At 73.1% G+C, this 22,249-nt stretch carries 28 protein-coding genes, 1 tRNA gene and 2 pseudogenes; 20 read left to right on the forward strand and 11 right to left on the reverse strand.

What is annotated here, in order from left to right:
• Nucleotides 1-90: 90 nt before the first annotated feature.
• From CHB94_RS06885 to CHB94_RS06895, 3 genes are read right to left on the reverse strand one after another with little or no spacing between them, the layout of a single operon-like run.
• Entirely contained in the window at nt 91-900 is an 810-nt protein-coding gene (locus CHB94_RS06885; RefSeq protein ID WP_089335853.1) for an Fpg/Nei family DNA glycosylase, read from the reverse strand.
• Between the two features lie 27 nt (nt 901-927).
• Nucleotides 928-2,298: a cryptochrome/photolyase family protein gene (locus CHB94_RS06890; protein WP_089335854.1), complete on the reverse strand. Its 1,371-nt coding sequence runs from the start codon at nt 2,296-2,298 to the stop codon at nt 928-930.
• Nucleotides 2,299-2,334: 36 nt separating this feature from the next.
• On the reverse strand, nt 2,335-2,655 hold the full coding sequence (locus CHB94_RS06895; protein WP_089335855.1) for a GNAT family N-acetyltransferase: 321 nt from the start codon (nt 2,653-2,655) through the stop codon (nt 2,335-2,337).
• Nucleotides 2,656-2,832: 177 nt separating this feature from the next.
• On the opposite strand from CHB94_RS06895, the gene CHB94_RS06900 reads away from it, so the two are divergent.
• Nucleotides 2,833-2,908: transfer RNA gene (locus tag CHB94_RS06900), tRNA-Arg, on the forward strand.
• A 132-nt stretch (nt 2,909-3,040) separates the two neighbouring features.
• Nucleotides 3,041-3,214: pseudogene (locus tag CHB94_RS24450) on the forward strand (IS5/IS1182 family transposase); the annotation flags it as partial.
• Nucleotides 3,215-3,387: 173 nt separating this feature from the next.
• On the opposite strand, the gene CHB94_RS06910 reads toward CHB94_RS24450, so the two are convergent.
• Both CHB94_RS06910 and CHB94_RS06915 read right to left on the reverse strand, forming a co-directional pair.
• Complete coding sequence (locus tag CHB94_RS06910) at nt 3,388-4,383, reverse strand: DsbA family protein (RefSeq protein ID WP_089335857.1); 996 nt, start codon at nt 4,381-4,383, stop codon at nt 3,388-3,390.
• 107 nt (nt 4,384-4,490) lie between these two features.
• Nucleotides 4,491-5,261 carry a DsbA family protein gene (locus CHB94_RS06915; RefSeq protein WP_089335994.1) on the reverse strand — a complete coding sequence of 257 codons (771 nt, stop codon included), beginning with the start codon at nt 5,259-5,261 and terminating at the stop codon, nt 4,491-4,493.
• A gap of 110 nt (nt 5,262-5,371) precedes the next feature.
• Between CHB94_RS06915 and CHB94_RS06920 the strand changes: the two genes are divergently transcribed.
• The 8 genes and pseudogenes from CHB94_RS06920 to CHB94_RS06950 all read left to right on the forward strand — a co-directional run bounded on the left by CHB94_RS06920 (nt 5,372) and on the right by CHB94_RS06950 (nt 11,326).
• The gene (locus CHB94_RS06920; RefSeq protein WP_141137445.1) at nt 5,372-6,019 is read left to right on the forward strand and encodes a GntR family transcriptional regulator; all 648 of its coding nucleotides are present in this window, start codon (nt 5,372-5,374) and stop codon (nt 6,017-6,019) included.
• Between the two features lie 64 nt (nt 6,020-6,083).
• A pseudogene (locus tag CHB94_RS25620) lies at nt 6,084-6,391 on the forward strand (alcohol dehydrogenase catalytic domain-containing protein); the annotation flags it as partial.
• Nucleotides 6,392-6,400: 9 nt separating this feature from the next.
• Complete coding sequence (locus CHB94_RS06925) at nt 6,401-7,090, forward strand: zinc-binding dehydrogenase (RefSeq protein WP_217899201.1); 690 nt, start codon at nt 6,401-6,403, stop codon at nt 7,088-7,090.
• On the forward strand, nt 7,087-8,241 hold the full coding sequence (locus tag CHB94_RS06930) for a flavin monoamine oxidase family protein (protein ID WP_089335859.1): 1,155 nt from the start codon (nt 7,087-7,089) through the stop codon (nt 8,239-8,241). Before CHB94_RS06925 ends, CHB94_RS06930 begins: the two co-directional genes overlap by 4 nt.
• Nucleotides 8,229-8,765, forward strand: a complete 537-nt coding sequence (locus CHB94_RS06935) for a DinB family protein (RefSeq protein WP_089335860.1) — start codon at nt 8,229-8,231, stop codon at nt 8,763-8,765. Before CHB94_RS06930 ends, CHB94_RS06935 begins: the two co-directional genes overlap by 13 nt.
• Before the next feature lie 40 nt (nt 8,766-8,805).
• Nucleotides 8,806-9,504, forward strand: coding sequence for a GNAT family N-acetyltransferase (locus CHB94_RS06940; RefSeq protein WP_089335861.1), 699 nt, complete (start codon nt 8,806-8,808; stop codon nt 9,502-9,504).
• A 1,126-nt stretch (nt 9,505-10,630) separates the two neighbouring features.
• A complete protein-coding gene (locus CHB94_RS06945) occupies nt 10,631-10,843 on the forward strand; it encodes a hypothetical protein (RefSeq protein WP_089335862.1) in 213 nt (70 codons plus the stop codon).
• 48 nt (nt 10,844-10,891) lie between these two features.
• Nucleotides 10,892-11,326, forward strand: a complete 435-nt coding sequence (locus CHB94_RS06950) for a VOC family protein (RefSeq protein WP_254920457.1) — start codon at nt 10,892-10,894, stop codon at nt 11,324-11,326.
• A 367-nt stretch (nt 11,327-11,693) separates the two neighbouring features.
• Here the strand turns inward: CHB94_RS06950 and CHB94_RS26050 are convergent, their stop codons facing one another.
• Complete coding sequence (locus tag CHB94_RS26050) at nt 11,694-11,822, reverse strand: hypothetical protein (RefSeq protein ID WP_254920458.1); 129 nt, start codon at nt 11,820-11,822, stop codon at nt 11,694-11,696.
• Between the two features lie 89 nt (nt 11,823-11,911).
• Complete coding sequence (locus tag CHB94_RS06955; RefSeq protein ID WP_089335864.1) at nt 11,912-12,703, reverse strand: hypothetical protein; 792 nt, start codon at nt 12,701-12,703, stop codon at nt 11,912-11,914.
• Nucleotides 12,704-12,915: 212 nt separating this feature from the next.
• Here CHB94_RS06955 and CHB94_RS06960 point away from each other — a divergent pair, with 212 nt between their 5' ends.
• The 4 genes from CHB94_RS06960 to CHB94_RS06975 all read left to right on the forward strand — a co-directional run bounded on the left by CHB94_RS06960 (nt 12,916) and on the right by CHB94_RS06975 (nt 15,435).
• The gene (locus CHB94_RS06960; protein WP_089335865.1) at nt 12,916-13,308 is read left to right on the forward strand and encodes an ArsR/SmtB family transcription factor; all 393 of its coding nucleotides are present in this window, start codon (nt 12,916-12,918) and stop codon (nt 13,306-13,308) included.
• Nucleotides 13,305-14,072: a cation diffusion facilitator family transporter gene (locus tag CHB94_RS06965; RefSeq protein WP_089335866.1), complete on the forward strand. Its 768-nt coding sequence runs from the start codon at nt 13,305-13,307 to the stop codon at nt 14,070-14,072. Before CHB94_RS06960 ends, CHB94_RS06965 begins: the two co-directional genes overlap by 4 nt.
• Before the next feature lie 259 nt (nt 14,073-14,331).
• Nucleotides 14,332-14,850 (forward strand): MarR family winged helix-turn-helix transcriptional regulator, encoded by a 519-nt coding sequence (locus CHB94_RS06970; RefSeq protein ID WP_217899202.1) that lies wholly within the window; start codon nt 14,332-14,334, stop codon nt 14,848-14,850.
• 129 nt (nt 14,851-14,979) lie between these two features.
• Nucleotides 14,980-15,435, forward strand: coding sequence for a DUF5313 family protein (locus CHB94_RS06975; RefSeq protein ID WP_089335867.1), 456 nt, complete (start codon nt 14,980-14,982; stop codon nt 15,433-15,435).
• A 184-nt stretch (nt 15,436-15,619) separates the two neighbouring features.
• Here the strand turns inward: CHB94_RS06975 and CHB94_RS06980 are convergent, their stop codons facing one another.
• Nucleotides 15,620-16,054 carry a DoxX family protein gene (locus tag CHB94_RS06980; RefSeq protein WP_089335868.1) on the reverse strand — a complete coding sequence of 145 codons (435 nt, stop codon included), beginning with the start codon at nt 16,052-16,054 and terminating at the stop codon, nt 15,620-15,622.
• Nucleotides 16,055-16,272: 218 nt separating this feature from the next.
• Here CHB94_RS06980 and CHB94_RS06985 point away from each other — a divergent pair, with 218 nt between their 5' ends.
• Both CHB94_RS06985 and CHB94_RS06990 read left to right on the forward strand, forming a co-directional pair.
• On the forward strand, nt 16,273-16,854 hold the full coding sequence (locus CHB94_RS06985; RefSeq protein WP_089335869.1) for a mycothiol transferase: 582 nt from the start codon (nt 16,273-16,275) through the stop codon (nt 16,852-16,854).
• 75 nt (nt 16,855-16,929) lie between these two features.
• Nucleotides 16,930-17,301 carry a hypothetical protein gene (locus CHB94_RS06990; protein ID WP_089335870.1) on the forward strand — a complete coding sequence of 124 codons (372 nt, stop codon included), beginning with the start codon at nt 16,930-16,932 and terminating at the stop codon, nt 17,299-17,301.
• On the opposite strand, the gene CHB94_RS06995 is transcribed toward CHB94_RS06990, so the two are convergent.
• Nucleotides 17,302-18,165 (reverse strand): alpha/beta fold hydrolase, encoded by an 864-nt coding sequence (locus CHB94_RS06995; protein ID WP_176445447.1) that lies wholly within the window; start codon nt 18,163-18,165, stop codon nt 17,302-17,304.
• A gap of 102 nt (nt 18,166-18,267) precedes the next feature.
• On the opposite strand from CHB94_RS06995, the gene CHB94_RS07000 reads away from it, so the two are divergent.
• Genes CHB94_RS07000 through CHB94_RS07010 form a run of 3 tightly spaced genes read left to right on the forward strand, consistent with a single transcriptional unit; the run spans nt 18,268 to nt 20,583 of the window.
• Complete coding sequence (locus tag CHB94_RS07000; protein ID WP_089335871.1) at nt 18,268-18,714, forward strand: SRPBCC family protein; 447 nt, start codon at nt 18,268-18,270, stop codon at nt 18,712-18,714.
• Nucleotides 18,715-18,769: 55 nt separating this feature from the next.
• Nucleotides 18,770-19,621 (forward strand): NAD-dependent protein deacetylase, encoded by an 852-nt coding sequence (locus CHB94_RS07005; protein ID WP_254920459.1) that lies wholly within the window; start codon nt 18,770-18,772, stop codon nt 19,619-19,621.
• A 44-nt stretch (nt 19,622-19,665) separates the two neighbouring features.
• A complete protein-coding gene (locus CHB94_RS07010; RefSeq protein ID WP_089335872.1) occupies nt 19,666-20,583 on the forward strand; it encodes an MSMEG_6728 family protein in 918 nt (305 codons plus the stop codon).
• 74 nt (nt 20,584-20,657) lie between these two features.
• Here CHB94_RS07010 and CHB94_RS07015 read toward each other — a convergent pair whose 3' ends face one another.
• Nucleotides 20,658-21,077 (reverse strand): PaaI family thioesterase, encoded by a 420-nt coding sequence (locus CHB94_RS07015; protein WP_089335873.1) that lies wholly within the window; start codon nt 21,075-21,077, stop codon nt 20,658-20,660.
• Entirely contained in the window at nt 21,074-21,430 is a 357-nt protein-coding gene (locus tag CHB94_RS07020; protein WP_089335874.1) for a VOC family protein, read from the reverse strand. Before CHB94_RS07020 ends, CHB94_RS07015 begins: the two co-directional genes overlap by 4 nt.
• Before the next feature lie 117 nt (nt 21,431-21,547).
• Here CHB94_RS07020 and CHB94_RS07025 point away from each other — a divergent pair, with 117 nt between their 5' ends.
• Nucleotides 21,548-22,249: a YbaK/EbsC family protein gene (locus CHB94_RS07025; RefSeq protein ID WP_089335998.1), complete on the forward strand. Its 702-nt coding sequence runs from the start codon at nt 21,548-21,550 to the stop codon at nt 22,247-22,249.

Here is a 22,249-nt window from a genome sequence, read left to right on the forward strand (position 1 = left end):
GTCCGGGCCCGGCGTCCGCGTGTCGCGACGGATGCTGCTGGAGCGACGAGTGGCGACGGAATCGCTGGTGGGGGACGAGGCGACCGGCCGTCAGACGGCCTGGCAGACCGGGCACCAGTAGAGGTTGCGCCCCACCATGGCCTCGGTCCGGATCTCGGACCCGCAGATGCGGCAGGGCAGTCCGGTGCGCCGGTAGACGTAGTGCGCGTCCTCGCGCTGTACCGCACCGCGGCGCCGGATCCGGTCCTCCGGGCGGGTGGTGACGATCCGGCCCATGCGCACGCCGGCCCGCATGAGGGTCACCAGGTCGGCCCACATGTCCCGCCACGTCGCCGCGTCCACGGCGCGGCCGGGGCGGAACGGGGACACCCGATGCCGGAAGAGCAGCTCGGCCCGGTAGACGTTGCCGACGCCGGCGAGCACCGACTGGTCCATCAGCAGCGCACCGATAGCCGTCCGGCTGCCCGCGATGCGGCGGTGCGCCACAGTGCCGTCCGCCCGTGGCCGCAGCGGATCGGGCCCCAGGCGTGCCAGGATCGCGGCGACCTCGGGGGCGGCCAGCACCTCGCACGCGGTCGGTCCCCGCAGGTCGGCCCACACGCCGGACCCGTCCGGACCGTCGGCCACCCACCGCATGCGCAGCGCACCCTTCGCCGGTGGCGGGTCGCCGGTGCCGCCTGCGAAGGTGCCGTACAGGCCGAGGTGCACGTGCAGGATGTCGCCGCCGAAGTCGGCGAACAGGTGCTTGCCGTACGAGAAGACCTCCCGCAGGACCCGCCCGTCGAGCAGCGCGGCGCCGGCGGCGAACCGTCCTTGCGGGCTGGTGACGTGCACCGGGCGGCCGGCGAAGGTCTGCTGCTGCCCACGCGCCAGGCGGTACAGGGTGTGCCCCTCAGGCACGGGGGGTCCTCCGGGTGTCCTCGACCGTCACTCCGACCGGATCTGTTGGTAGCGGGCCAGGGCGACCTTGCGCTCGGCGGCGTGCTCGACGACCGGCTCGGGATAGCCGGCCGGTGCTCCGCCGGGCGCGAGCCACGGCTCGTGCACGTAGGCGGTGGGGACGTCGCGCAGCTCCGGGACCCACCGCCGGACGTACTCGCCCTCGGGGTCGAACTGCCGTCCCTGCTTGGTGGGGTTGAACACCCGGTAGTACGGCGAGGCGTCGGTGCCGGTGCCGGCGACCCACTGCCATCCGTGGTTGTTGCTGGCCAGGTCGCCGTCGACGAGGTGCTGGAGGAAGTGCCGCGAACCGCGACGCCAGTCGAGGTGCAGGTCCTTCACCAGGAAGGAGGCCACGATCATCCGCACCCGGTTGTGCACGTAGGCCTCGCCGAGGAGCTGGCGCATGCCGGCGTCCACGATCGGATAGCCGGTGCGCCCCTCGGCCCAGGCGGCGAAGAGCGCGTCGGCCTGCGGGCCGGTGTCGTACTCGATGGCGCCGGTCTGGGGGTCGAGCGGCTCCCGGACCGATTCGGGGCGGTGCCACACCACGTCGGCGTAGAACTCCCGCCAGGCGAGCTCATCGGTGAAGCGGCGCACCGCCTCCGTCGTCTCGCCGTCGGCGGCGAGCTCGGCCAGCAGCGTCCGCGGATGCAGGCAGCCGTACTTGAGGTAGGCCGAGAGCCGGCTGGTGCCGTCGGTGGCCGGGAGGTTGCGGGTCTCGGGGTAGCCGGACAGCAGCGTGTCGCGGAACCGCTCCCACGCGGCCACCGCTGCGGCCTCCCCGGCGGGCGGGAGCCGCACGTCGCCCAGGTCCTGCGCCGAGGGCAGGTCCTCCGACGGGAGCCCCGCGGCCCAGCGCACCGCCTCGGGACGGGGCGCGGGCGCCCGCCAGCCGTGCGCCCGCCAGGCACGGGCGAAGGGGGAGAACACCCGGAACGGTTCGCCGTCCTGCTTCAGGACCCGTCCCGGGGTGACGGCGTACGGGGAGCCGGTGCGCACGAGGGGGACGTCGCCGAGCGCCTCCTCGACGGCCGTGTCGCGGCGGCGGCCGTAGGGTCCGGCGTCGGCCGACACGTGCACGGAGTCCGCGTCGACCTCGCTGACCAGGGCCGGCAGGACGACGGCCGGATCACCCGAGCGGAGCACGAGGGCGCCGTCGAGCGACTCCTGCAGCGCGGCCAGGCAGTTCCGCAGGAATTGGCGGCGCGCTGCACCCGCCGGACGCCAGAGCGCCGGATCGACGACGAAGACCGCGAGGACGTCGCCCTGGCCCCCCGCGGCGTCGACGGCCGCCAGGAGTGCCGGATGGTCGGCGAGTCGGAGATCGCGCCGGAACCAGAGCAGCGATGTCGGCACCTGTGGAGCGTAGGCAGGCGCGGCAGCAGTCGCAGGTCAGTGGGCGGCGGTCTCCAGGCCGAAGTGCGGCCGGTCGGCGGGCGCGACGAGGTCCACGCACTCGGGATGCTGCTGGATGTAGTGGCGGATGAACGAGCAGTAGGGGAGCACGGTCAGCCCGCGCTCGCGGGCGGCGGCGAGGACGCCTGCGACCAGCGCGCTACCGATGCCCCGACCGCCGACACCCGGATCGACCTCGGTGTGCGGAAGGGTCATCGTGCTGCCGTCGACGTGGTAACTGGCCAGCCCCACGACGCGGTCGTCGAGCCGGACCTCGAAGCGTCCCTTCTCTGGGACGTCCACCACCTGCATGTCCATGGTCCGTGTCCTTCCGTCCCTCCGGCGCCGTTGCCGGATCTGACGTGTACCCGGAACGGTAGCCCCAGGATGCCTCCGTCCGGTTCACTTCTCGTGACGAGTCGGGTGTGCGGGGTGTTCCCGGAGGCACCGGATAGCCTCTCCACATCGGCATGGCGACGCACGTCGCCATGCCACGGCCCCGTAGCTCAGGGGATAGAGCAACGGTTTCCTAAACCGTGTGTCGGAGGTTCGAATCCTCTCGGGGCCACCACCCGGTGCTGACCGTTGGTCAGGCAACTGGCCGACCGTTGGGCACCGATAAGGCGCGGTGAGGCCAAGCCGGACCGGAAAACGGGTCCGGCTTGGCCTTTCTCGTGGATCGAGGGGCCGCAGCGGGCGCCGCCTGCTGCGTTCGAAGCGCCTGGGCGGCGATCGCGGGCACGCCGAAGCCATGATCAAGGTGGCGATGATCCGGCTGATGGCCGCCCGGCTGACCGGCCGGCACATCGAACCGCACGGCCCCATCGAGACCGAGGCCGCTCGACGGCTGGCCGAAGACCTCGACAGCGACAAGTAGCCGATCAGTTACCCCACACGCTCTCAGGCGGGAGTGCCTGTGGTCAGCGGCAGTGCCGCGCCAGCGCCGTCGATGAGTTCGGCCATGCCGCTGATGCCGCTACCGGGGCACACGGCAGCCGTCTGGCAGGCGCCCGAACCCACGCGGAGTGAGGAGCGGGCGGTCCTGGAGTTCTACGCCTCGGCGAGCCGAAGGTGTACGCGCGCTTGGTCCTCCTCGCCGAGGCGCTGCAGCGTTCGGCCCAGGAGCAGCCGGAGCTGTGTATCGCCCGGCTTTTCCCGCGCGAGGGGTTCGAGCAGGGTCCGTGCGCGGCCGAGCTGTGCACTGGCGTAGTAGGCCCGGGCGGTGAGGATGTCGAGGTTCGGCTCCCCCGCGTGCGTGGCGCGCAGCGGCTCGAGGAGCTGGAGAGCCCCCAGTGCATCCCCCATCGCCAGCAGCGACTCGCCGAGGCGGAGCCGCTCGATCTCCTCGGGCAGCGCTCCCCCCTCGCTGGTGGAGTCGCTGAGCAGGTGCACGAGCACCTCGGGGGGTTGTGCACCGGCCACCGCCCGCCCTGCCACGACGAAGGTCGGCGAGGAGGCCACGCCCAGCGCCTTGCCGCGCAGCAGCTGCTCGCGAGTGGCTCGCTCCAGGGGATCCGCCGCGGCGGCCGGGCCGCCGCGCAGGTAGCCGGCGTGGGCCCCGGGACCCGTGTCGGGGGTCAGCCGGTTGGCAGTGGCGATCTCGGCCAGCACGGCAGGGTCGTTGAGATCGCGGCCCTCGAGGAAGTGCGTGTGCAGCAGGTCCTCGACCACCGCGCCCTGCACCGTCGGCCCGCCCGAGTCGAGGGCGCGCTGCAGCAGCCGGTGCGCCGCCCAGGAACTTGCCCGCCAACGCGGGCGCCACGGCGTCAGGCCCTCGTCCCGGGCGATCTCGCGCACCCGCACGCGGTGGTCGGCCGGCTCCGCATCGACCGCGCACTGCGCCAGCGCGGCATCGGCCACCGGATCGCGCAACGCCTCCTCCAGTGGCTCCGACGGCACCGGCGCCGTCGGGTCGATGAGATAGGGCCGCCAGATGACCTCGACGGGGTCGGCCTGGCCGCCGAGCAGGTCCAGCGCAGCCTCCAGGCGGCGCTTGCCGATGTAGGCCCAGGCGCAGACGACGTCCGCGTACACCTCGATCTTCACGTTCTCCTCCGTTCCGCCGTGATCGGGGCGGCGCTGTGCCGAGCAGGTCTGGCAGGTGAGCGATGGAACCCGGCGTGACGTTCCGGCCCGGGCTCGCCGTCGAGGTCTCAGGCGGCTGCGGCGGCGCGGACGGCGTCCTGCAGGCCCTGCGGGGTCCGCTCGGCGAGTGGTTCTCCGTTGATGAGGATGGTGGGGGTGCTGGTGACGCCGTCGCGGCCGGCGTTGTCGGTGACCCGCCGGGTCCAGTCCTGGAACGCCCGTTCGCGGATGCCCGCCTCGACCTGCGGACCGGTCGCGCCGGCGCGCTCGGCGAGGGCGATCAGCTGCGCGTCGGACAGGCCTGCGCCGCCCTCGGCCGGCTGGTGTGCGAACAGCAGGTCGTGGAAGGCGAGGAACGCCTCCGGACCGGCGGTGTCAGTGACGACGGCGGCGGCGTTGAGGGCCCGGGTGGGGTACGCGTCGGGCGAGGCGTGGTCGAGGATGGCGATCGGCCGGTACTCGGCCGCCGCGGTGCCGTCGGCGACGAGCTCGGCGAGGGTGGGGCCGAGGACGTCTTCGAAGGACCGGCAGGCCGGGCAGAGGAAGTCCTCGTAGACGGTGAGGGTGACTGGTGCGTCGGGGTCGCCGATCCGCACCGCGGCGCCGTCGGCGGTGGTGTTCGCCGGCGCGGCGGCGGAGGCGTCGGCGGTCCACTGGTCCTGCCTGACGCCGAGGATGATCAGTGCCACGAGCGCGGCGAGCACGGCGACGGTGCCGCCGATGAAGGTGCGGCTGTGGCGTGGGGCCTGCGCGCGGGCGGCGGCCTCGGCCGCGCGTCGGGCCGCGGCGCGCTGGCGGTCGGTGGCCTTCGAGCGGCCGCGGCGGGGGTCAGCGGGCATGAGGGAGCTCCGATCGGGTGCGGCCGCAGGGCCGGTGGCGGCGGTCGGGTCGGCGGTGGTCCGGACGACCGGTCCGAGGCTAGGATACAAGCGGCATCCATTTGGGGGGCGTGTTGGACACCATCACCGAGACCGCTGCGCAGCGCGCGCACCGGGTCATCCGCGACCACATCGTCGACGGCACCCATCCCGGCGGGTCGATGCTCAGCGAGAACACCCTGGCCGCGGCACTCGGCATGAGCCGGACGCCGGTGCGCGCCGCGCTGCTGCGCCTGGAGGAGGAGGGCTGGGTCACCATCTACCCCAAGCGGGGAGCGCTCGTGCGTGCGTTCACCGATCAGGACGGGCGGGAGATGGCCGGAGCCCGGCACCTGCTGGAGACCGGTGGGGTGCGCGCCGCATCGCCGGCCGCGCTGGCGGGGCTGTGCACCCGGCTGGAGGCGCTGATCGACGCCCAGGAGGCGGCGGTGCGTGCGCAGGACCGCGACGAGCTGGTCGAGCTGTGCATGTCCTTCCACCGCGCCTTCATCGAGGTCGGCGGCAACAGCCTGTTGCTGGACTTCGGCGACCGGCTGCGCAGTCGGCAGGCGGTGATGCTGCACCTGAGCCTGCCGACCGTCGAGGCCCAGGCGCAGGAGCTGGTCGCCGAGCACCGCGCGCTGCTCGACGCCTGCCGCCGCGGCGACCACGACGCCTGCGCCGCCCTGCTGCAGGACCACATGAGCGACAAGCTCGCGCCCCGCTTCGGGCTGGCCTGAGATGCCGGACCTGCCCGCGACGGAGTTGGGCGCCGACCGGGACGTCTCGGGTGCCGCGCTCGCGATGACCGTCACCGAACCCGGTGCGCCCCTGGCTTCCCGGCCGGTCGAGATCACCCGGCCGCCGTGCGGCTGGGTCCGGGTGACGGTGGTGGCCAGCGGCGTCTGCTACGCCGACATCGGCACGGCCGCCGCACCGGAGGCCTCCACTTCGGCGCCGGTGACGCCCGGCCACGAGGTCGCCGGGGTCATCGCCGAGGTCGGCGACGACGTCGCAGGGTGGGCTGTCGGTGACCGGGTCGTCGTCGCTGGTTCGGCGGCAGCTGCGGCCACTGCGACTTCTGCCGCAGCGGCGACGTCGTCCACTGCCCGCAGCGCCAGGTGCCGGGCCTGTCCTACCCAGGCGGCTGGGCCGAGACGATCACCGTCCCCGCGAGCGCACTGGCCCACATCCCCGACGGGCTGGACGACTTCGACGCCGCCCCGATGGGCTGCGCCGGGGTCACCACCTTCAACGCCGTCCGCCACGCCCACCTCACTCCTGACGCTACGGTCGCCGTGTTCGGCCTCGGCGGCCTCGGCCACCTCGCCGTCCAGTTCGCCGCCGCGATGGGATACCGCACGATCGCCATCGCCCGCGGCCCCGAGCGTGCCCACCTCGCCCGCGAGCTGGGGGCGCACGACTACCTCGACAGCGCCGAGCGCCCCGCCGGCGCCGCGCTGGCCGACCTCGGCGGCGCGGACCTCATCGTCAGCACCGCGCCGACCACCGAGCCGGTCGCCGAGCTGCTCACCGGCCTGCGCGTCGGCGGCCGCCTCACGCTGATCGGCGTCGACGGCGGATCGGTCCAGGTCCCGGCCGCGCAGCTGGTCATGAACGGCCAAACCCTCACCGGTCACCTCACCGGCAGCCCGCGGGACACCGAGGAAGCCATGCAGTTCGCCGTCACCACCGGCGTCCGCCCGCACGTCGAGCGAATGCCGCTGGCGCGGGCGAACGAGGCCGTCGCCCGCATCCGCGCCGGCGCCCCGCGGTTCCGCATCGTCCTCGACCCGGCGGGCCGGCAGTGACCGGCAGCCACCGCCGCGACGTCGTCATCGTCGGCGCGGGCATCGCCGGGCTGACCGCCGCCCACGCCCTGACCGCAGCGGGCTTGAGCGTCACGGTCTACGAGGCGCGCAACCGGGTCGGCGGGCGGCTGTTGAGCAGCACCCACGACGACGGGGCCGTCGATCTGGGCGCCACCTGGTTCTGGCCGAACGAGCCGCTGGTGCGTGCGCTCGCCGACGACCTCGGACTGGCAACCCACCCGCAGGCGCTGACCGGCGATGCGCTGTTCGAGGCCGACCAGCGCGGGCCGCAGCGACTCGCCGGCAACCCCCTCGACGTCCCGTCCGCGCGGTTCGCCGACGGCGCCCAGGCGCTGGCGGTCAGCCTCGGCGACCTGCTTCCGCCCGGCACCCTCCACCTGGTTGACCCGGTCTTCGGCGTCCGCTTCGACGAGGACGACACGGTGGTCGTCGAGGCCGCCAGCGGGACGGTGACGGCCGACCACGTCGTCCTCGCGCTCCCGCCCGCCCTGGCCGTCGAGGCCATCACCTTCACCCCTGCCCTGCCGGCGCCGATCCGCGACCTCGCCGCCGGTACCGCGGTGTGGATGGGTGGCGTGGTCAAGGCCGTCGCGATCTATGACCGGTCGTTCTGGCGCGACGCCGGCCTGGCCGGGTCCGCGATGAGCCACCTAGGCCCCTTCCGGGAGCTCCACGACCACAGCGGCCCCGGCGGCAGCCCCGCCGCCCTGTTCGGCTTCGCCCTCGCCGCCCACTTCGATGGCGCCCCACCCGAGCAGATCGCCGCCGCCTTCGGACGCCAGCTCACCCGGCTGTTCGGCCCGGACGCCGGCGATCCCCGGTCCATCCACGTCCTCGACTGGAGCCGGGAGCTGCACACCAGCCCCCGCGCCCCCTCACCGGACGCCTCCACCGCCACCTACGGGCACCCGCTGTTCCACCAGCCCGTCGCCGGGCGGATCCACTGGGCCGCCACCGAGACCGCCCCCGACTACGCCGGCCACATCGAAGGCGCCATCCGTGCCGGAACCCAGGCCGCCCGCAGCATCACCCACCTGACCGCCACCGGCGCCACCGGCACGCAGCCGCCGTCAACGCCGAGGGCACGGAGCACGACAGACGATGGACAGGAGACGTCATGCACGAACTGACGGGGCTGCTGCGCGAGTACGACCGCGCCCGCGCCTACACCGACCAGCTGTGGAAGGACCTCACCCCCGACGAGGTGACCTGGCGCCCGCACGAGAACTCCAGCGCCATCGGCTGGCACCTGGGCCACCAGGCCCACGTCGCCCACTTCATGATCCGCAACCTCACCGCTGCCGAACCCAGCCCCGACCCGGAGCTGGACGACCTGATGGACTCGGCGCAGCCGGAGAAGTTCCGCGGCGCGCTGCCGACCGTGCGGCGACTCACCACGTTCCGCGACACCGTCGCCGAGCGTGTCCACGCCCGCATGGGAGCCATCGCCGCCGGCGAGGTCGGCGCTCCCACCCAGATGACGATCGTCGCGACGCACCTGCTGACCGCACTGGTCAACCACGAGTACCAGCACGACCAGTGGATCGGCGAGGTCCGTGCCCAAAACCTCGGCCACGCACTCCCGCCCGACCCCGAAGGCGACGGGCTGGCCCGCATCGACGGCTACCTCTGCCTCAACCCCTACGCCTGCTGACCCGGTGTGCAGCCGCCCGGTTACCGGTGAGGACGCGTCCGTGACCGACATCGACGCCGTCGTCCTCGACGACCCCGTGGGTCAGTCACTGCGTGGTCACCACGCACACCTGGCCCGGCGGCTTGGCCGTGTCACGACCTACCTCCCCGAGGTCGCCACGTTCGCGGCTGTGCCGAGCGAGCCGACCAACGCCGACTGGGAAGACCTCGCCCGGTTGCTCGGCCCGCGGGAGCTGGCCGACCTCTTCAGCGCGACCGCGACGCCACCCGAGACCTGGGCGCCGGTGTTCAGCATGAACGGCGTCCAGATGGTCGCCGGTCCCGAGCCCATCGTCGGCAGCGCGCCGGCGGGGGCGGCCATCGTCGAGCTTGGCGACGCCGACGTCCCGGACATGCTCGCGCTGGCGAACCTGACGCGCCCGGGCCCGTTCTGGCGCGGCACCGTCGTGCTCGGCGCCTACGTCGGCATCCGCCAGAACGGCGCGCTGGTGGCGATGGCCGGCGAACGGCTGCGACCGCCGGGCTGGACGGAGATCAGCGCCGTGTGCACGGCCCCTCACGCCCGTGGACGTGGCTTCGCCTCCGCCCTGGTGCGGAGTGTGATCCGGCGCATCGTCGACCGCAGTGAGCGCCCGTTCCTGCATGTGGCAGCAGACAACGCCGCCGCCATCAGCATGTACGAGCGACTTGGCTTCGAGACTCGTCGGCGGGTGCGCTTCCATGGCTACCGGACGCCGTAGAGAGGCTTCCGCGTCGACGCGGGGCCTGCATCGGAGAGCCGGTAGCAGTCAGGGGGCACGCACCGCAGGTCAGGAAAGGGCCGGCACGCGACGCAGCGTCCGCGGTGAGCGAGCGACACAGGGAGACTGTCCGTCGGCGACAGTACTGCTTCCCGGCTGGCGCGGACGGCGCGGCGGTGCACGACCTCCGGGGGAGGGGCGAGTCGGCCGGGAGCCGTCGGACGTCGGCCCATAGAGTGCGACCGTCGTCCTGGAGCAGCAGCTCAGCTTCTGGGAACGCAGCCTCCAGCAGGAACCGCATCTGCACGGTGAGCCTCGTCAGGGCCGCAGGCCCCAGCCTGAACGATGGCCACGGCGTCACGACGGTGACGTGTTCGAGCATCCCAACCACCTCCACTGGTGTCGCCGGGAGTGTCAGAACGTGGGCAGCGATCCCCGCTACTGGAGGAACTGTGGACAGGCAGTCGGCCACCGTGCGCGATCTGGATCCGCCCGAGTGGCAGCCACAGGACGTCGCACTGAACGCGGTGGACGACGGGCTGAAGGTCTGCCTGAGCTGGAGCGAGCGCACGACGGGGCCTTCACCTGGCAGCTCGTCCGGACGGGGACGAGGTTCTCCGTGACATCCTCGGCCGTCGGCCGTCCTTCGAGGCGGCCCGGCAGGTCGTCGACGCGGTGGGGATCCCGTCGACGGGCGGCGTGGAGACGACGCCTCTCTGGCAGGTCGCTCGTGACTGCGGTGTTCATCGCAACGACGCACTCCTCGCCTGCGGCCGCCTCGGCAGCCCTGCCACCCGCGTTGGCGCCTTCTCCGGCCAGATCAGGTCAAGCGCCTGCGGGACCACTTCGACTCGCCCCCGTACTCCCAGCAGCAGTCCGTACGACGATCCGGACTTCCCGCTCCTGTTGGAGATCGGGTCCGACGACGAGGCTTTCGCGGCGTCCTTTCCTGACGGCGAGCCGTCGCCGGACAGCCGGCTCGGGGCCGCCTTCATGTGGCCGGCCATCGTGCTCAATCCCGGTCCGAGTGACCCCGAGGCCCGAAGCGCCTCGGACAAGCTCGTGGTCGACGCGCGCGGATGGCACGGCTATCACGAAATCGCCGACGAAATGCAGCACTGGGGACATGAGCGAGGTCATCGCGTCCGACGAGCGGCCCGGTGGGCTCGCCTACATCAAGTTCTTCCCCGACGCGGGGCACACGATGATGGCCTTCGAAGAAGCCCCACTCCGGGACGTCATGATTGCCACGTCGGTCCGGTTCCCCGACGGCTGGTGGCGGGTCTCCGCCATCTCGCGCAACCGCATAATGATGGCGTTCGAGGTGTTCTACTCCTAGGGCGTTTATCAAAAGTGCTGCCATGTGCCTGAGCGGTGTGCGCCAAAGATGAGCGCGACTCGCTGGCGTCTGGAGCGGAAGTCAGGAAGGCTGGCGCGCATGGCTTCGGTAGTGCAGAACGTGGCGATTGACTGTGCGGATGCCTACGAGCTGGCCCGGTTCTGGGGCAGGGTGACTGGCCATCCACTGCATCCGGAGGACAAACCGGGTGATCGGGAGACTCAGGTGCTGCTGGCGGAGGGCCCCGTGCTGCACTTCAACCAGGTGCCCGAGTTCAAGAAGATAAAGAACCGGATCCATCTGTGTTTGCGCCCTGAGACCTCGCGTGAGCAGGAGGTGGAACGGCTGCTGGGGATCGGTGCCACCTTTGTCGCCGATCACCGGAATGCCGATGGCTATGGCTGGGCAGTCCTTGCCGACCCCGAAGGCAACGAATTCTGCGTTCTTCGCAGCGAGTCCGACCGAGCCGCGATGAATTCCTGAAGCTTATTCGTCATCCTGGCCGGTTTCGTATGACAGCTGGTCCAACCGCTCGTTGATCGTGACCCCGGCCCGGTGCCTCTCGAGGCGGTTGATGCCGCACTCGACCGCGTGACGCTGGCGGCAGGGAAGCACCTATTCAGCCAGCCTGCGAAAAGTCGATCACCTTCCCGTCGTACGAGCGGCGCAGGCCATCGACCGCAGCACCGAGCGCGCGGTTGGCGGCACGAGCAGAAGACGCCCCGCGTCCACGAGGACGTCCATGGTCGACACCAGGAAGCCACGCCGAGCCTGGGCACACTCGCGCGGCACCCGATTACGCCATGCCGAAGGCATGGGACAGGCGTTCCTGCGGGAACGCCGTCAAGGGTCAGAAGTTGACCGCGTTCCCGCGGGAACGCAGTGACCCCGTGGAACGGGTCATCCAGTCACCGGCGGCCAGCGCTCTGTCGGCCAGCGCGGGGGTGGCCCCGGCGAGCGAGTCGGCGGACGCGAACATCACGTACGGCTAGCTGGACCAGTGGTCGACGGCCGTGCACGTGGAGGCGTGACCTCCAGGCGTTCGGCGGGGATCGGCACGGGGAACCGCTACTCGGCCGGGCGCGAGACCTGAGCCGCGAGGCCGGCGAACCAGCGCGCCAGGTAGGGCGTCTGTCCGCGAGCGAGGGCCCGGTCGATGCCGTCCCGGACGAAGTCGGCCGTCCAGTGGCCGCGGTGGATCAGCTCCGGGATGACGAAGTCGTCCATGCGTCGTCCCTCGGCTATGGCCTGGTCCCGCTGGGCGAGCGAGGCTCCCGGGATGCCGTCCACGTCGAAGATGCGGCGCAGTGTGACGTCGATGAGCACGGGCCGGGCTTCGAGGTAGCGGAGCAGGTCCGGCCCGTCGAGGGTGCCCTGCGCCCGGGTGATCAGGAAGAGCACGGCACCGGGGTCGACCGGAGCCGGGATCAGACCCTCGTGCGCCCAGTCGAACTGAGCCTCGATGCCGCGGAGACGGTCCCACGCCTTCGGGTTGCGCAGGAAGCGGGCGGACCACTCCCGTGTGAACGCCTCGAGGTGTCCAGGAAAGAGCGCCTTCGGGAGGTCCCGGGCGTCCGGAAGGTCCAGCGGGGCGTAGGTCACCGCCTGGTCCACCGTCGAGCCGCCCAGGACGGCAGCCGTGGCGGCGGAGTGATGCCAGGGGCGCAGCTCGCCGTCCCACTCGCCAGTGGGTGCGTGTGCCCCGATCGGCTCGCTCGACACCAGCCGGTCGTGCCGCCGGACGTGCGGGCGCAGCCGCCGGCGCCGGTCCTGGGGCAGGGCCAGGACTGCGTGGACGACGTCGTCGCGTCGCCCTGCGCGCAGGGCAGCCCACAGTCGCGCCTCAGCTGTGTCGAGCACGGCGCTGAGAGTGCCGCATGAGCGCGGCCAGGGGCACCGAGGACGCGGACAACGGCCCACCGGGCCCGGAAACGGATGCCGGCGGGGCCGTCCTCGTCCGTGGAGGAGCGTCATGCTCGTCGCCTGCCGCGCGGTCGTCGATCCGACAGTCGCGATATACCAACATGCATTGGTACGTTGGTTCGGACTGGACCGGCGCGTGGAGGGCACCGATGGACCGCGACACCTGTGACCTGCTGTGCCTGGACCTGCCGCATGCGGAGGCCGTCCGGGCGCAGCTGACCGGCGAGGAACGGGCTCGCGTGCTGGCCGTGCAGGCGAAGGCGCTGGGTGATCCCACCCGGTTGCGGATCGCTGCGGCCATGCGGCTGGGCGAGGAGCTGTGCGTCTGCGACCTGGCCTGGATCACCGAGCTGTCGCAGAAGCTGGTGTCCCACCACTGCGGCGTTCTGCGCACGGCCGGCTTGGCGGCCTCGCGGCGGGACGGCAGGCTGGTCATGTACCGGCTCACCGACGCCGGTCACCGGCTGCTGGCGGCGGTGGCCGGACCGCTGACGCCGCCGACCGCGGGTGCCGCGGTGACCACCGACGCGGCAGCCCGATGAGCGCGACCCATGCCCACATCCACGCGGACCTCACCGCGGCGGAGCGGGCCCGGCTGGGACGCCGCGCCCGGCTGCTCGCCGGCGGCTCGGCGGCCTACAACGTGCTGGAGGCCGTCGTCGCGATCACTGCGGGGCTCGTCGCCGGCTCCGTGGCGCTGGTCGGGTTCGGGCTCGACTCGGTCGTCGAGGTGTCCAGCGCCGTCATCATCCTGTGGCAGTTCAGCCACCGGCTGCCTGAGACCCGGGAACGGCGGGCGCAGCGGGCGATGGCGATCGCGTTCGGCGCGCTGAGCCTGTTCGTCCTCGTCGAGTCGGTGCGGGCGCTGGTCACCGGCGCCGAGCCCGAGGCCTCACCGGTCGGCATCGGCCTGACCCTGGCCTCGCTGCTGGTCATGCCGTTCCTGTCTCGGGCGCAGCGGCGCACCGGCCGGGCGTTGGGCAGTGCGGCGGTGACGGCCGACGGCACACAGACCGGTCTCTGTGCGGCACTGAGCGCGACGACCGCTGTCGGCCTGATCCTCAACGCGGCGTTCGGCTGGAGCTTCGCTGACCCGGTGGCGGCGTTGGTCATCAGCGTCGTTGCGGCCCGCGAGGCGGTGCTGGCCTGGCGCGGCGAGGGCTGCTGCGCCCCGGTCGGCGCTGGCGGCCACGCCCCGGAGGACGCCGCCGGAGGCTGCGGCGACGGGTGCACCGACGGGTGCTGCGGTCATGCTCCAGCCGCAATGAAGATCCTGACGATCGCGCCCCGGGAACAGCCCCGATGATCACCGCTGCACTCGTTCCGTACGCCGTCGCACTCCCGACGTGGGTCACTGGCGCGGCGCTGGTCAGACGCGGTGATTCGGGACGGGGGGCCCGGCGGTAGGTGCTCGGCGCCGGCCGTGATGGGCCCTGCCGGCCGCCGACGACCACGCATTGCTGTGCGCCGAGCTCGGGCTTCCCGCCCGGCGCCGGGGACGCTATCCCGGGACCCAACTGTTGGCGGGTGAACGCTTGGTGCGCCACGCCTTCTAGCCTGGAGCGGTGACGACCGGCGGATCCTCCCAGCCCCCTCCCGACTCCGGGGACATGCTCGCCCTGGAGCGGCAGGTGTGCTTCGCCCTGTCGGTGGCAGCTCGCAACGTCGTGGCGGTGTACCGGCCGGTACTCGAGCCGCTGGGGCTGACTCATCCGCAGTACCTGGTGATGCTGGCGCTGTGGCAGCACGGGCCGCTATCGGTCAAGGAGCTGTCCGGCCTGCTGCAGCTGGACCCGGGCACGCTGTCGCCGCTGCTCAAGCGGCTGGAGTCGGCCGGTCTGCTGCGCCGCGAACGGGATCCGAAGGACCAGCGCAACCTGGCGCTGGCGCTGACCGACGAGGGCAGGGCGCTGCGTGCCGAGGCGGAGAAGATTCCGGCCGGCATCGTGGAGCGCCTCGGCATGCCGGTCGAGGAGCTGATGGCGCTGCACGGGGCGCTGGGCCAGGTGATCGCCGCGTCCCAGCGGGCGCTCGCCGCCCCCGCTGCGGTGGACGGAGCGGAGTCGGAGGCGACGGTGGCCTGACCGCAGCGGTGGCGGGGGCGCCCATGCGCCACTGTGAGCCTGCTGACACTTGGTAGGCCAACCCTTGGTGCACTTAGCATTCACGGGGACCATGAACGTGTGGGCCTCATCGACCAGGAAAGAGTCGTCATGGCAGTCCCCGAAGGGCGTGGCGCGTCGGCTGAGTCGGTCGTCCGACCGGCTCCGCACCGGTGGGTCTGGTACGCCTTCGGCGGCCGGCTGCCCGAGCGCAACAGGGGCTGGGTGCTGCACGACACCACCACCCGGACGTGGTGGTTGCGCCACGTCGCCCGCATGCTGGTCCAGCTCGCTGTGCCGATCGCCCTGATCATGCTGCTGCTGCCGGCATCGTGGGGGCTGCGCGCCGCCTGCGCGGGCGGTGGTCTGGCTCTCGCGCTGTTCTACTCCATCGCCTACATGCCCGAGGCCACGGAGAACCGGGTGATGAAGGCCGGCTACCCGGCGGGGACCGCCACCGAGCACCGGGATCGCGCTGGCCTCGTGCGTCAGCAGCAGGAGAGCGAGCGCAAGCGCGCCGCGTCGGCCAAGCGGGCCGCTCGCTATCGCGACCGCTTGGGCCGCTGACCGAGCCTGACGCAGCGCCTCCGCGCGGTCGGACCGCCGCCGCCTCCGGGCGGCATGGCCCCGCCGCGCGGCGGCGTCTCGACCGCCGACGCGGTGACCCCGTACGGCCGCACGAACGACTGGTTCGCCGCCTACACCCGACTCTCGCGCCGGCGTGCTGAGCGGAGCGCCGTGCGTGGCGAACTCAGTGGGCGAGCACGCGCCGTCCGCGCTCGAGTGCCCCGTCGACGCTGAACCGGCCGGCGCCGGTGGCGGCGAGCGCCAGGGCTGCGGCGCCGATCGCCCCGACGAGCTCCCAGCCGCCCGCGGTGGCGAAGATGCCCGCGCCGACGTGCACGAACAGGGCGGCACCGAGCATCATCAGCGCGACCAGGACGCCGACCACCGCGGTCGCCGCGCCGGCCACGAGCAGGACGCCACCGAGCAGTTCGATGACGATCGCGATCGCCGCGGCGACGGGGGCCGCCGGGACGCCCATTGCCTCGAAGCCCTCGGCGGTGCCGGCCACGCCGTTGGTGACGAGTTTCTGCCAGCCGTGGGCGATGAGGACCACGCCGGTCACGACGCGGGCGAGCAGGAGCGCGATGTCCTGGGCGGGTGCCGGCAGACGGCGGATCATGGGGACTCCAGATCGTTGAAACTTCATGGATCGTGTCGTCCCCACGCTACGGACCCCCGTGGCCGACCGCCCCGGCATCGCGGGAACTGCGATCCTTCTCACCGGCGGCGGCGGCGGTGGCGACAGCCGGGTTCGCTGAGGCGCGCTCTGCCGGAACTCCGCCGTCAGCGTCCGGCCGGGGCCCTCGTCGGGCGAGAGTCAGGGCCTACGGTGCTGCCATGATTAGCAGCGATCCGCCGTGGGAACCGCCCCTCGCGGGTACCGAGGCCGAGCACCTCGTCGGCTCCCTCGAGCGCCTGCGCGCCACCTTCCGCTGGAAAGCCGACGGCCTCGACTCCGCCGGGCTGCAGACGCGCATCGGCGCCTCCTCACTGACCCTCGGCGGGCTGCTCAAGCACCTCGCCAGCGTGGGGGACGACGTCTTCACCCGCCGGCTGAGCGGTCGGCGGATCGGCGGACCGTGGGAGTCGGAGTGGGCCGGCGACGGCGACTGGGCGTTCACCTCCGCCGCGGACGACACCCCGAGCGGCTCTACGCGCTCTGGGCGGACGCCGTCGAACGGTCCCGCGCGAGGCTCGCGGCGGCCCCTGACCGAGGGGGGACTGGGCCAGTGGGTCCACGTCTCCACGCCGGACGGCCGGCACGCCAGCCTGCGCCGGCTCCTCTGTGACCTGATCGAGGAGTACGGCCGGCACGCCGGACACGCCGACCTGCTCCGCGAGGCCGTGGACGGTCTGGTCGGTGAGGACCCTCCGGCCGACTGGCGCGCCTCGACCGGCTGGTCCTCCTGGAGCAGCTGACCCGCATCGGTGGACGGCCGTGCCGGCGGAGTGACGGCGTCCGCCAACGCCGCCGCCGGGAACTAGCGTTGCGTCATGGTGCTGGGGCTGATCGAGCTGGCGCTGGTCCTCGCGGTGCTGGGGCTCTTCGTCGTGATCGGCCGGGCGCTCTGGACCGCACTTCAGCAGGGCACCCCCGCAGGACCGTTGCCCCCGCGGCAGCGCGCAGAGCTGGCGGCGGCGATCGCGCAGGCGCGGTGGGTGCCGGGCCACGACGAGGTCGACGGCACGACCCGCGTGCTGGTGCGGCGGGCCTACACCGGCCTGGACGGTCGGCCGGTAGTCCTCGAGGAGCGGGTGCTGGAGACCTTCCCGGCACACGACCCGGCGTGGGAGGCGCGGTTCACCGAGGCGATGTCGACCGCCCGGTTCCGATGCGCCTACCTGAACGCCGAGGAGGCGCAGTAGCTAGGCGGCCGGTCGCTCCGGAGTGACCGTCACGGCCGGCGCCGCCTCCCGCGGGAGGGTGCCGACGGCATCGATCTGTCCTGCCTGCTTCGCCGTCCGCTCGACCAGCCGCACGATCGTGTCCGGCCGGTCGGACTGCGGCGCGTGGCCGGCCGCCAGCAGCGGCCGGAAGCGCGACCCGGGGATCAGCGGCAGGTACCGGACGGTCTGTCCCATCGCGATCCAGTCCGCGGTGCCCTGCACGAGCAACACCGGGCAGTCGATGTGCCCCATGCCCCGCGGGACGTCGAGGAGCAGCGCCCACAGGAGGGTGCGCCACCAGTCGCGGGAGTCGGCGAAGCCTTCACGGGCCCCGATGGCCTCCTCGCGACTCGTCGACCACGGGCGGGTCTTCAGCGTGAGCAGCAGCGCCGTACGGCCTGGCGCGGACCGTGACAGGGCACTGATCAGCGGTGCGGCAGTACGGCCGACGAGCCGGGCAAGCGCCATCCCGGTCCCCTGGAAGACCCGCTCCGGCCAGATGTTCAGCCCGGACGGCGCGATGGACACCACGGACCGGGCGCGACCGCGCCGGGCCAGCTCGAGCGCCACGCGGGCGCCCAGGGAGTTGCCGAGCACGTGCACCCGGCCGACGTCCTCGGCGTCCAGCGTGCGCTCGACGGCGTCGGTGATCGCGGCGACCGTCGGACGCTCGTCCAGATGCCGGGACCGGCCGGCGCCTGGCAGGTCGACGTTGATCACGTCGAACCGCTCGGACAGGGCGGGGAGGACGGCGGTGAAGTCCCGGCGCGAGCTGCCCCAGCCGTGCAGCAGGAGAAGGGGCTCGCCCTTTCCGGAGCGGGTGCGGGACAGCGGTGCGATCACCGGCCACGGCTACCCGTGGGCCCGGACGGCGACGCCGTGAGCTCGCTCACGGGGCGGCGCCGGAGGCGAGGTGCGGCGCTCGCGGGCGGCAGGATGGCGGTCATGAGTCAGGTCGTCGCCACCGCAGAACGAGTCGTCCGGGCCCCCGCCGCGCAAGTCCGTGCCGCGCTCGCCGATTACGAGGGGGCTCGCCGCCGGGCCCTGCCCGAGCAGTTCAGCGACTACCGCGTCGAGTCGGGCGGGCAGGGTGCGGGCACGCGCGTCCACTGGCGCTTCGCAGCGACGTCGAAGCGCGTGCGTGATCAGCTGATGGTCGTCACCCAGCCCACGTCGGACACGCTCGTCGAGTCCGACGCCAACTCCTCCATGGTCACCACCTGGACGGTCCAGCCGGCCGACGAGGGGGTCTCGACGGTGCGGGTCCGGACGACCTGGAACGGTGCCGGCGGCATCGGCGGGTTCTTCGAGCGGACCTTCGCCCCCAAGGGCCTGCGGCGGGTGTACGACCAGCTCATCGAACGGTTGGACGCCGAGCTCGCCGCACGCTGACTCCCCGGCCGCCCGACTCCCGGCACGAGCGGCGATCGGAGGGGACGATGGCCCGGTGACCGCCGTGCCCACCGCGCGCCAGGACGCCGGGATCGACGCGCTGGCCGAACTGCTGGCCGACGGCGACGTCGTCGTCCTCTCGGGCGCCGGCCTGTCGACCGACTCCGGCATCCCCGACTACCGGGGCGCCACCGGCAGCCTGCGCCGGCACACGCCCATGACGTACCAGACCTTCACCCGCGACCCACGCGGACGGCACCGCTACTGGGCCCGCAGCTTCGTCGGGTGGCGGCAGATCCGCGGAGCCCGGCCGAACGACGGCCACCGGGCGGTGGGAGAGCTGCAGTCCGCCGGCCTGGTGGGCGGCGTCATCACCCAGAACGTCGACGGGCTGCACCAGGCCGGGGGCGCGACCGGCGTCGTCGAACTGCACGGCGGTCTGGACCGCACGGTCTGCCTCAACTGCGGCGACGTCGCCGGACGGGCAGAACTGGACGAGCGGCTGCAGGCGGCGAACCCGCACTTCGGGCCGCGCACCGACGAGATCAACCCCGACGGCGACGCCGAGCTGCCCGACGAGGTGCTCGACGGGTTCGTCATGGTCGGCTGCCTCGCCTGCGGGGAGGGCCCGCTCAAGCCGGACGTGGTCTTCTTCGGCGAGACCGTGCCCCGCGACCGGGTCGAGCACTGCTTCGGGCTGGTGGAGAAGGCCGGCAGCCTGCTGGTCCTCGGCTCCTCGCTGACGGTCATGAGCGGCTACCGGTTCGTGCTGCGCGCGGCGAAGCTCGGGATCCCGGTGGGGATCGTGAACGTCGGCCCCACCCGCGGCGACGCGAAGGCCGACGTCCGCGTCGACGCCCCGCTGGGGGAGGTCCTCCCCGCGCTCGCCGCCCGCCTCGCCGGATGAGCTGATCCGGCGCCGCCTCCCGGTCTGCCCGAGACTGGCGGGCGATGCAGACCTTCCTGCCCGTCGCCGACTTCGCCGCGAGCGCCCGGCTGCTGGACTCACCGCGCCTCGGGAAGCAGCGGGTGGAGACCCTCCAGGTGCTGCGCGCCCTCGAACTGCCCGACTACGGCTGGGCCTCGCACCCGGTGGTCCGGATGTGGCGCGGCCGCACCCCGGGCCTGGTGGCGTACGGCCTGGCGATGGTCCGGGTCTGGCGGGAGCGGGGTTTCGCCGACACCACGGAGACGCTGATCGGGGAGTTCGCGCCGGACGTCGTCGGCCTCCCGCAGGAGGCGCTCGCCGGTGCCGGGCTGTTGCCGTCCTGGCTCGGGGACGAGCAGCTGCACCGGTCGCACCGGTCCAACCTCATCGCGAAGGACCCCGGCTTCTACCGGCACCGGTTCGCCGAGCTGTTCGGTCCCGAGCCCGACGACCTGCCCTACGTCTGGCCCGAGTCCGACGACGTCCCGCCCGCGCCGGAGCCTGACGGCGTCCGGGTGTGGGTGGTCCGGCCGCGGGCCCACGGCGAGCTCGGCGCCTGCCTGGCCGCCGGGGTCGTCGGCCTCGGCACCCAGTCCGGGATCGACGTCGACGCGACCGGACTGGCCCCTGCCGAGCTCCGGGCCCTGTCCAAGGAGCTGTCCGGACGTCGCCCGGCCAAGGACCTCCGCCAGCTGTCGGCCTTCCTCGACGAGATCGCACCTGGCGACCCCGTCGCGCTGCCGATCGAGCGCGGTGCCGGTCTGCTGCTCGGGGAGATCGTCGGCGGCTACCTGTTCCAGGGGCGCGAGCTGCTCCCGCATCGGCGCCCGGCCCGCTGGGACCGGGTGGTCCCGCGGTCCGCCGCATTGCCGCCGGCCATCCTGCAGGACCCTCGCGCCCTCTTCCGGGTCACGCTGGATCCGGGCGTCCTCGCCGCCTGACCCTCAGCCGGCCAGCGCCGCGGCCAGCGCCACCGCCCGGACGGCGGCGATGGCGTCGGTGACCCTGGTTTCTCTCACGCGCCGGGCAGTGGGACGTTTTGCAGCCGCACCTGTCCGCGGGCGACGAGCCTGCCGTCGTCGGCGCGTGTGAGCAGCACCTGCCACAGCTGGAGAGTGCGTCCCTGCTGGATCGGTTCGGCGACGACGTCGAGGCGTCCGGCGGTCATCGGACGGAGGAAGTCGCTGTTGTTGTTCACGCCGACGGCGAACTGGCCGCGCTCCTGGACTGCAGCGCTCGCCCCGATGCTGGCTGCCGACTCCACGACCGAGCAGTACAGGCCGCCGTGGACGACCCCCCAAGGCGTGTGCTGGTCGGCCCCCACGTCGACGTGGCCCCTCACCCGGGAGCCGCCGGCTTCGGTCACCTCAAACTTCATCGCTGCCACGAACGGGCTGGCGGCGGCCAGATCGACCGACGGCAGTTCAGCGCTCATGCGTCCCACACCAGGCAGAAGGGGTGACCGACGGGGTCCGCGTACACGCGGAAGTCACCGCCCCCACCGGGCAGTCTGCGGGCGCCCAGCGCCAGGACCTTCGGTTCGGCCTCATCGACGTCGGCGACGCGGATGTCGAGGTGGAACTGCTGGGGGCGCGCCGGGTCCGGCCAGTCGGGAGGCTGCAGGTCGGGCGCCTGCTGGAAGGCGATCCGGTACCCGGCGCCGGTGACGACGACCCAGTCGTCGCCGGGCGATCCCTTCACGTCCATACCCAGGAGCTGGGCGTAGAAGCCGGCGAGCGCGTGGGCGTCGGGCGCGTCGATGACGACGGAGTGCAGCTGTCCGATCATGAGACCATCCTGGCTGGGCGGTCCGGCCGCCGACAGCCGGCATGCGGCCGAGGTCCGCCGCGTTCCGGTCAGTCGGGCGGTGTGGTCGGCTCCGGGGCGGTACCGGAGGATCGGGACGTGCCCTCCGCGACCACACCCCAGCTCGGCTCCCTGACCTGGCTGCCCGCCGGCGACCGGCCCGAACTGCTGGCAGCGCCCGTCGCGGCAGCGCTGGCGCAGCTGGACGGGGCGGCCTGGGTGGCCGAGATCGACGACGACCTCGCCGACACCGCCGCGTTCAGCGAGGCCTACGGGGTGCCGCTGGAGGCGTCGGCCAACTGCGTGGTCGTCGCCGCCCGGCGGGCCGGGCAGACCACCCTCGCCGCATGCGTCGTCCTCGCCACCACCCGCGCCGACGTCAACGGGCTGGTGCGGCGGCACCTCGACGCCCGGAAGGCTTCCTTCGCCCCCCAGGACGTCGCGGTCGCCGAGTCCGGGATGGCCTTCGGGGGCATCACACCGGTCGGGTTGCCCGCGGGCTGGCCGGTGCTCGTCGACCCGGCGGTGGCGGCCGCGGACCTCGTCGTCATCGGCTCGGGCACGCGGGGCAGCAAGCTGGCCGTGCCGGGCGTGGCCCTGGCGGCGCTGCCCGCCGCGGAGGTGCTCGAGGGGCTGGGCCGGCCGCTGGCTCCGCAGCCGGGCGCGCCCGTGGTCCCAGCGGCCCGCTCGCTGCGGGCGCCGGACGACAGCGACGTCGGCTGGGGCGAACGGCCGGGTGACCCGTCCGACGACGATCGCCGTTACCTGGAGGACCGGCCGCCGCACTGGGGCAGCGACTGA

The sequence above is a fragment of the Blastococcus mobilis genome (assembly GCF_900188025.1).
GTDB lineage: Bacteria > Actinomycetota > Actinomycetes > Mycobacteriales > Geodermatophilaceae > Blastococcus_B > Blastococcus_B mobilis.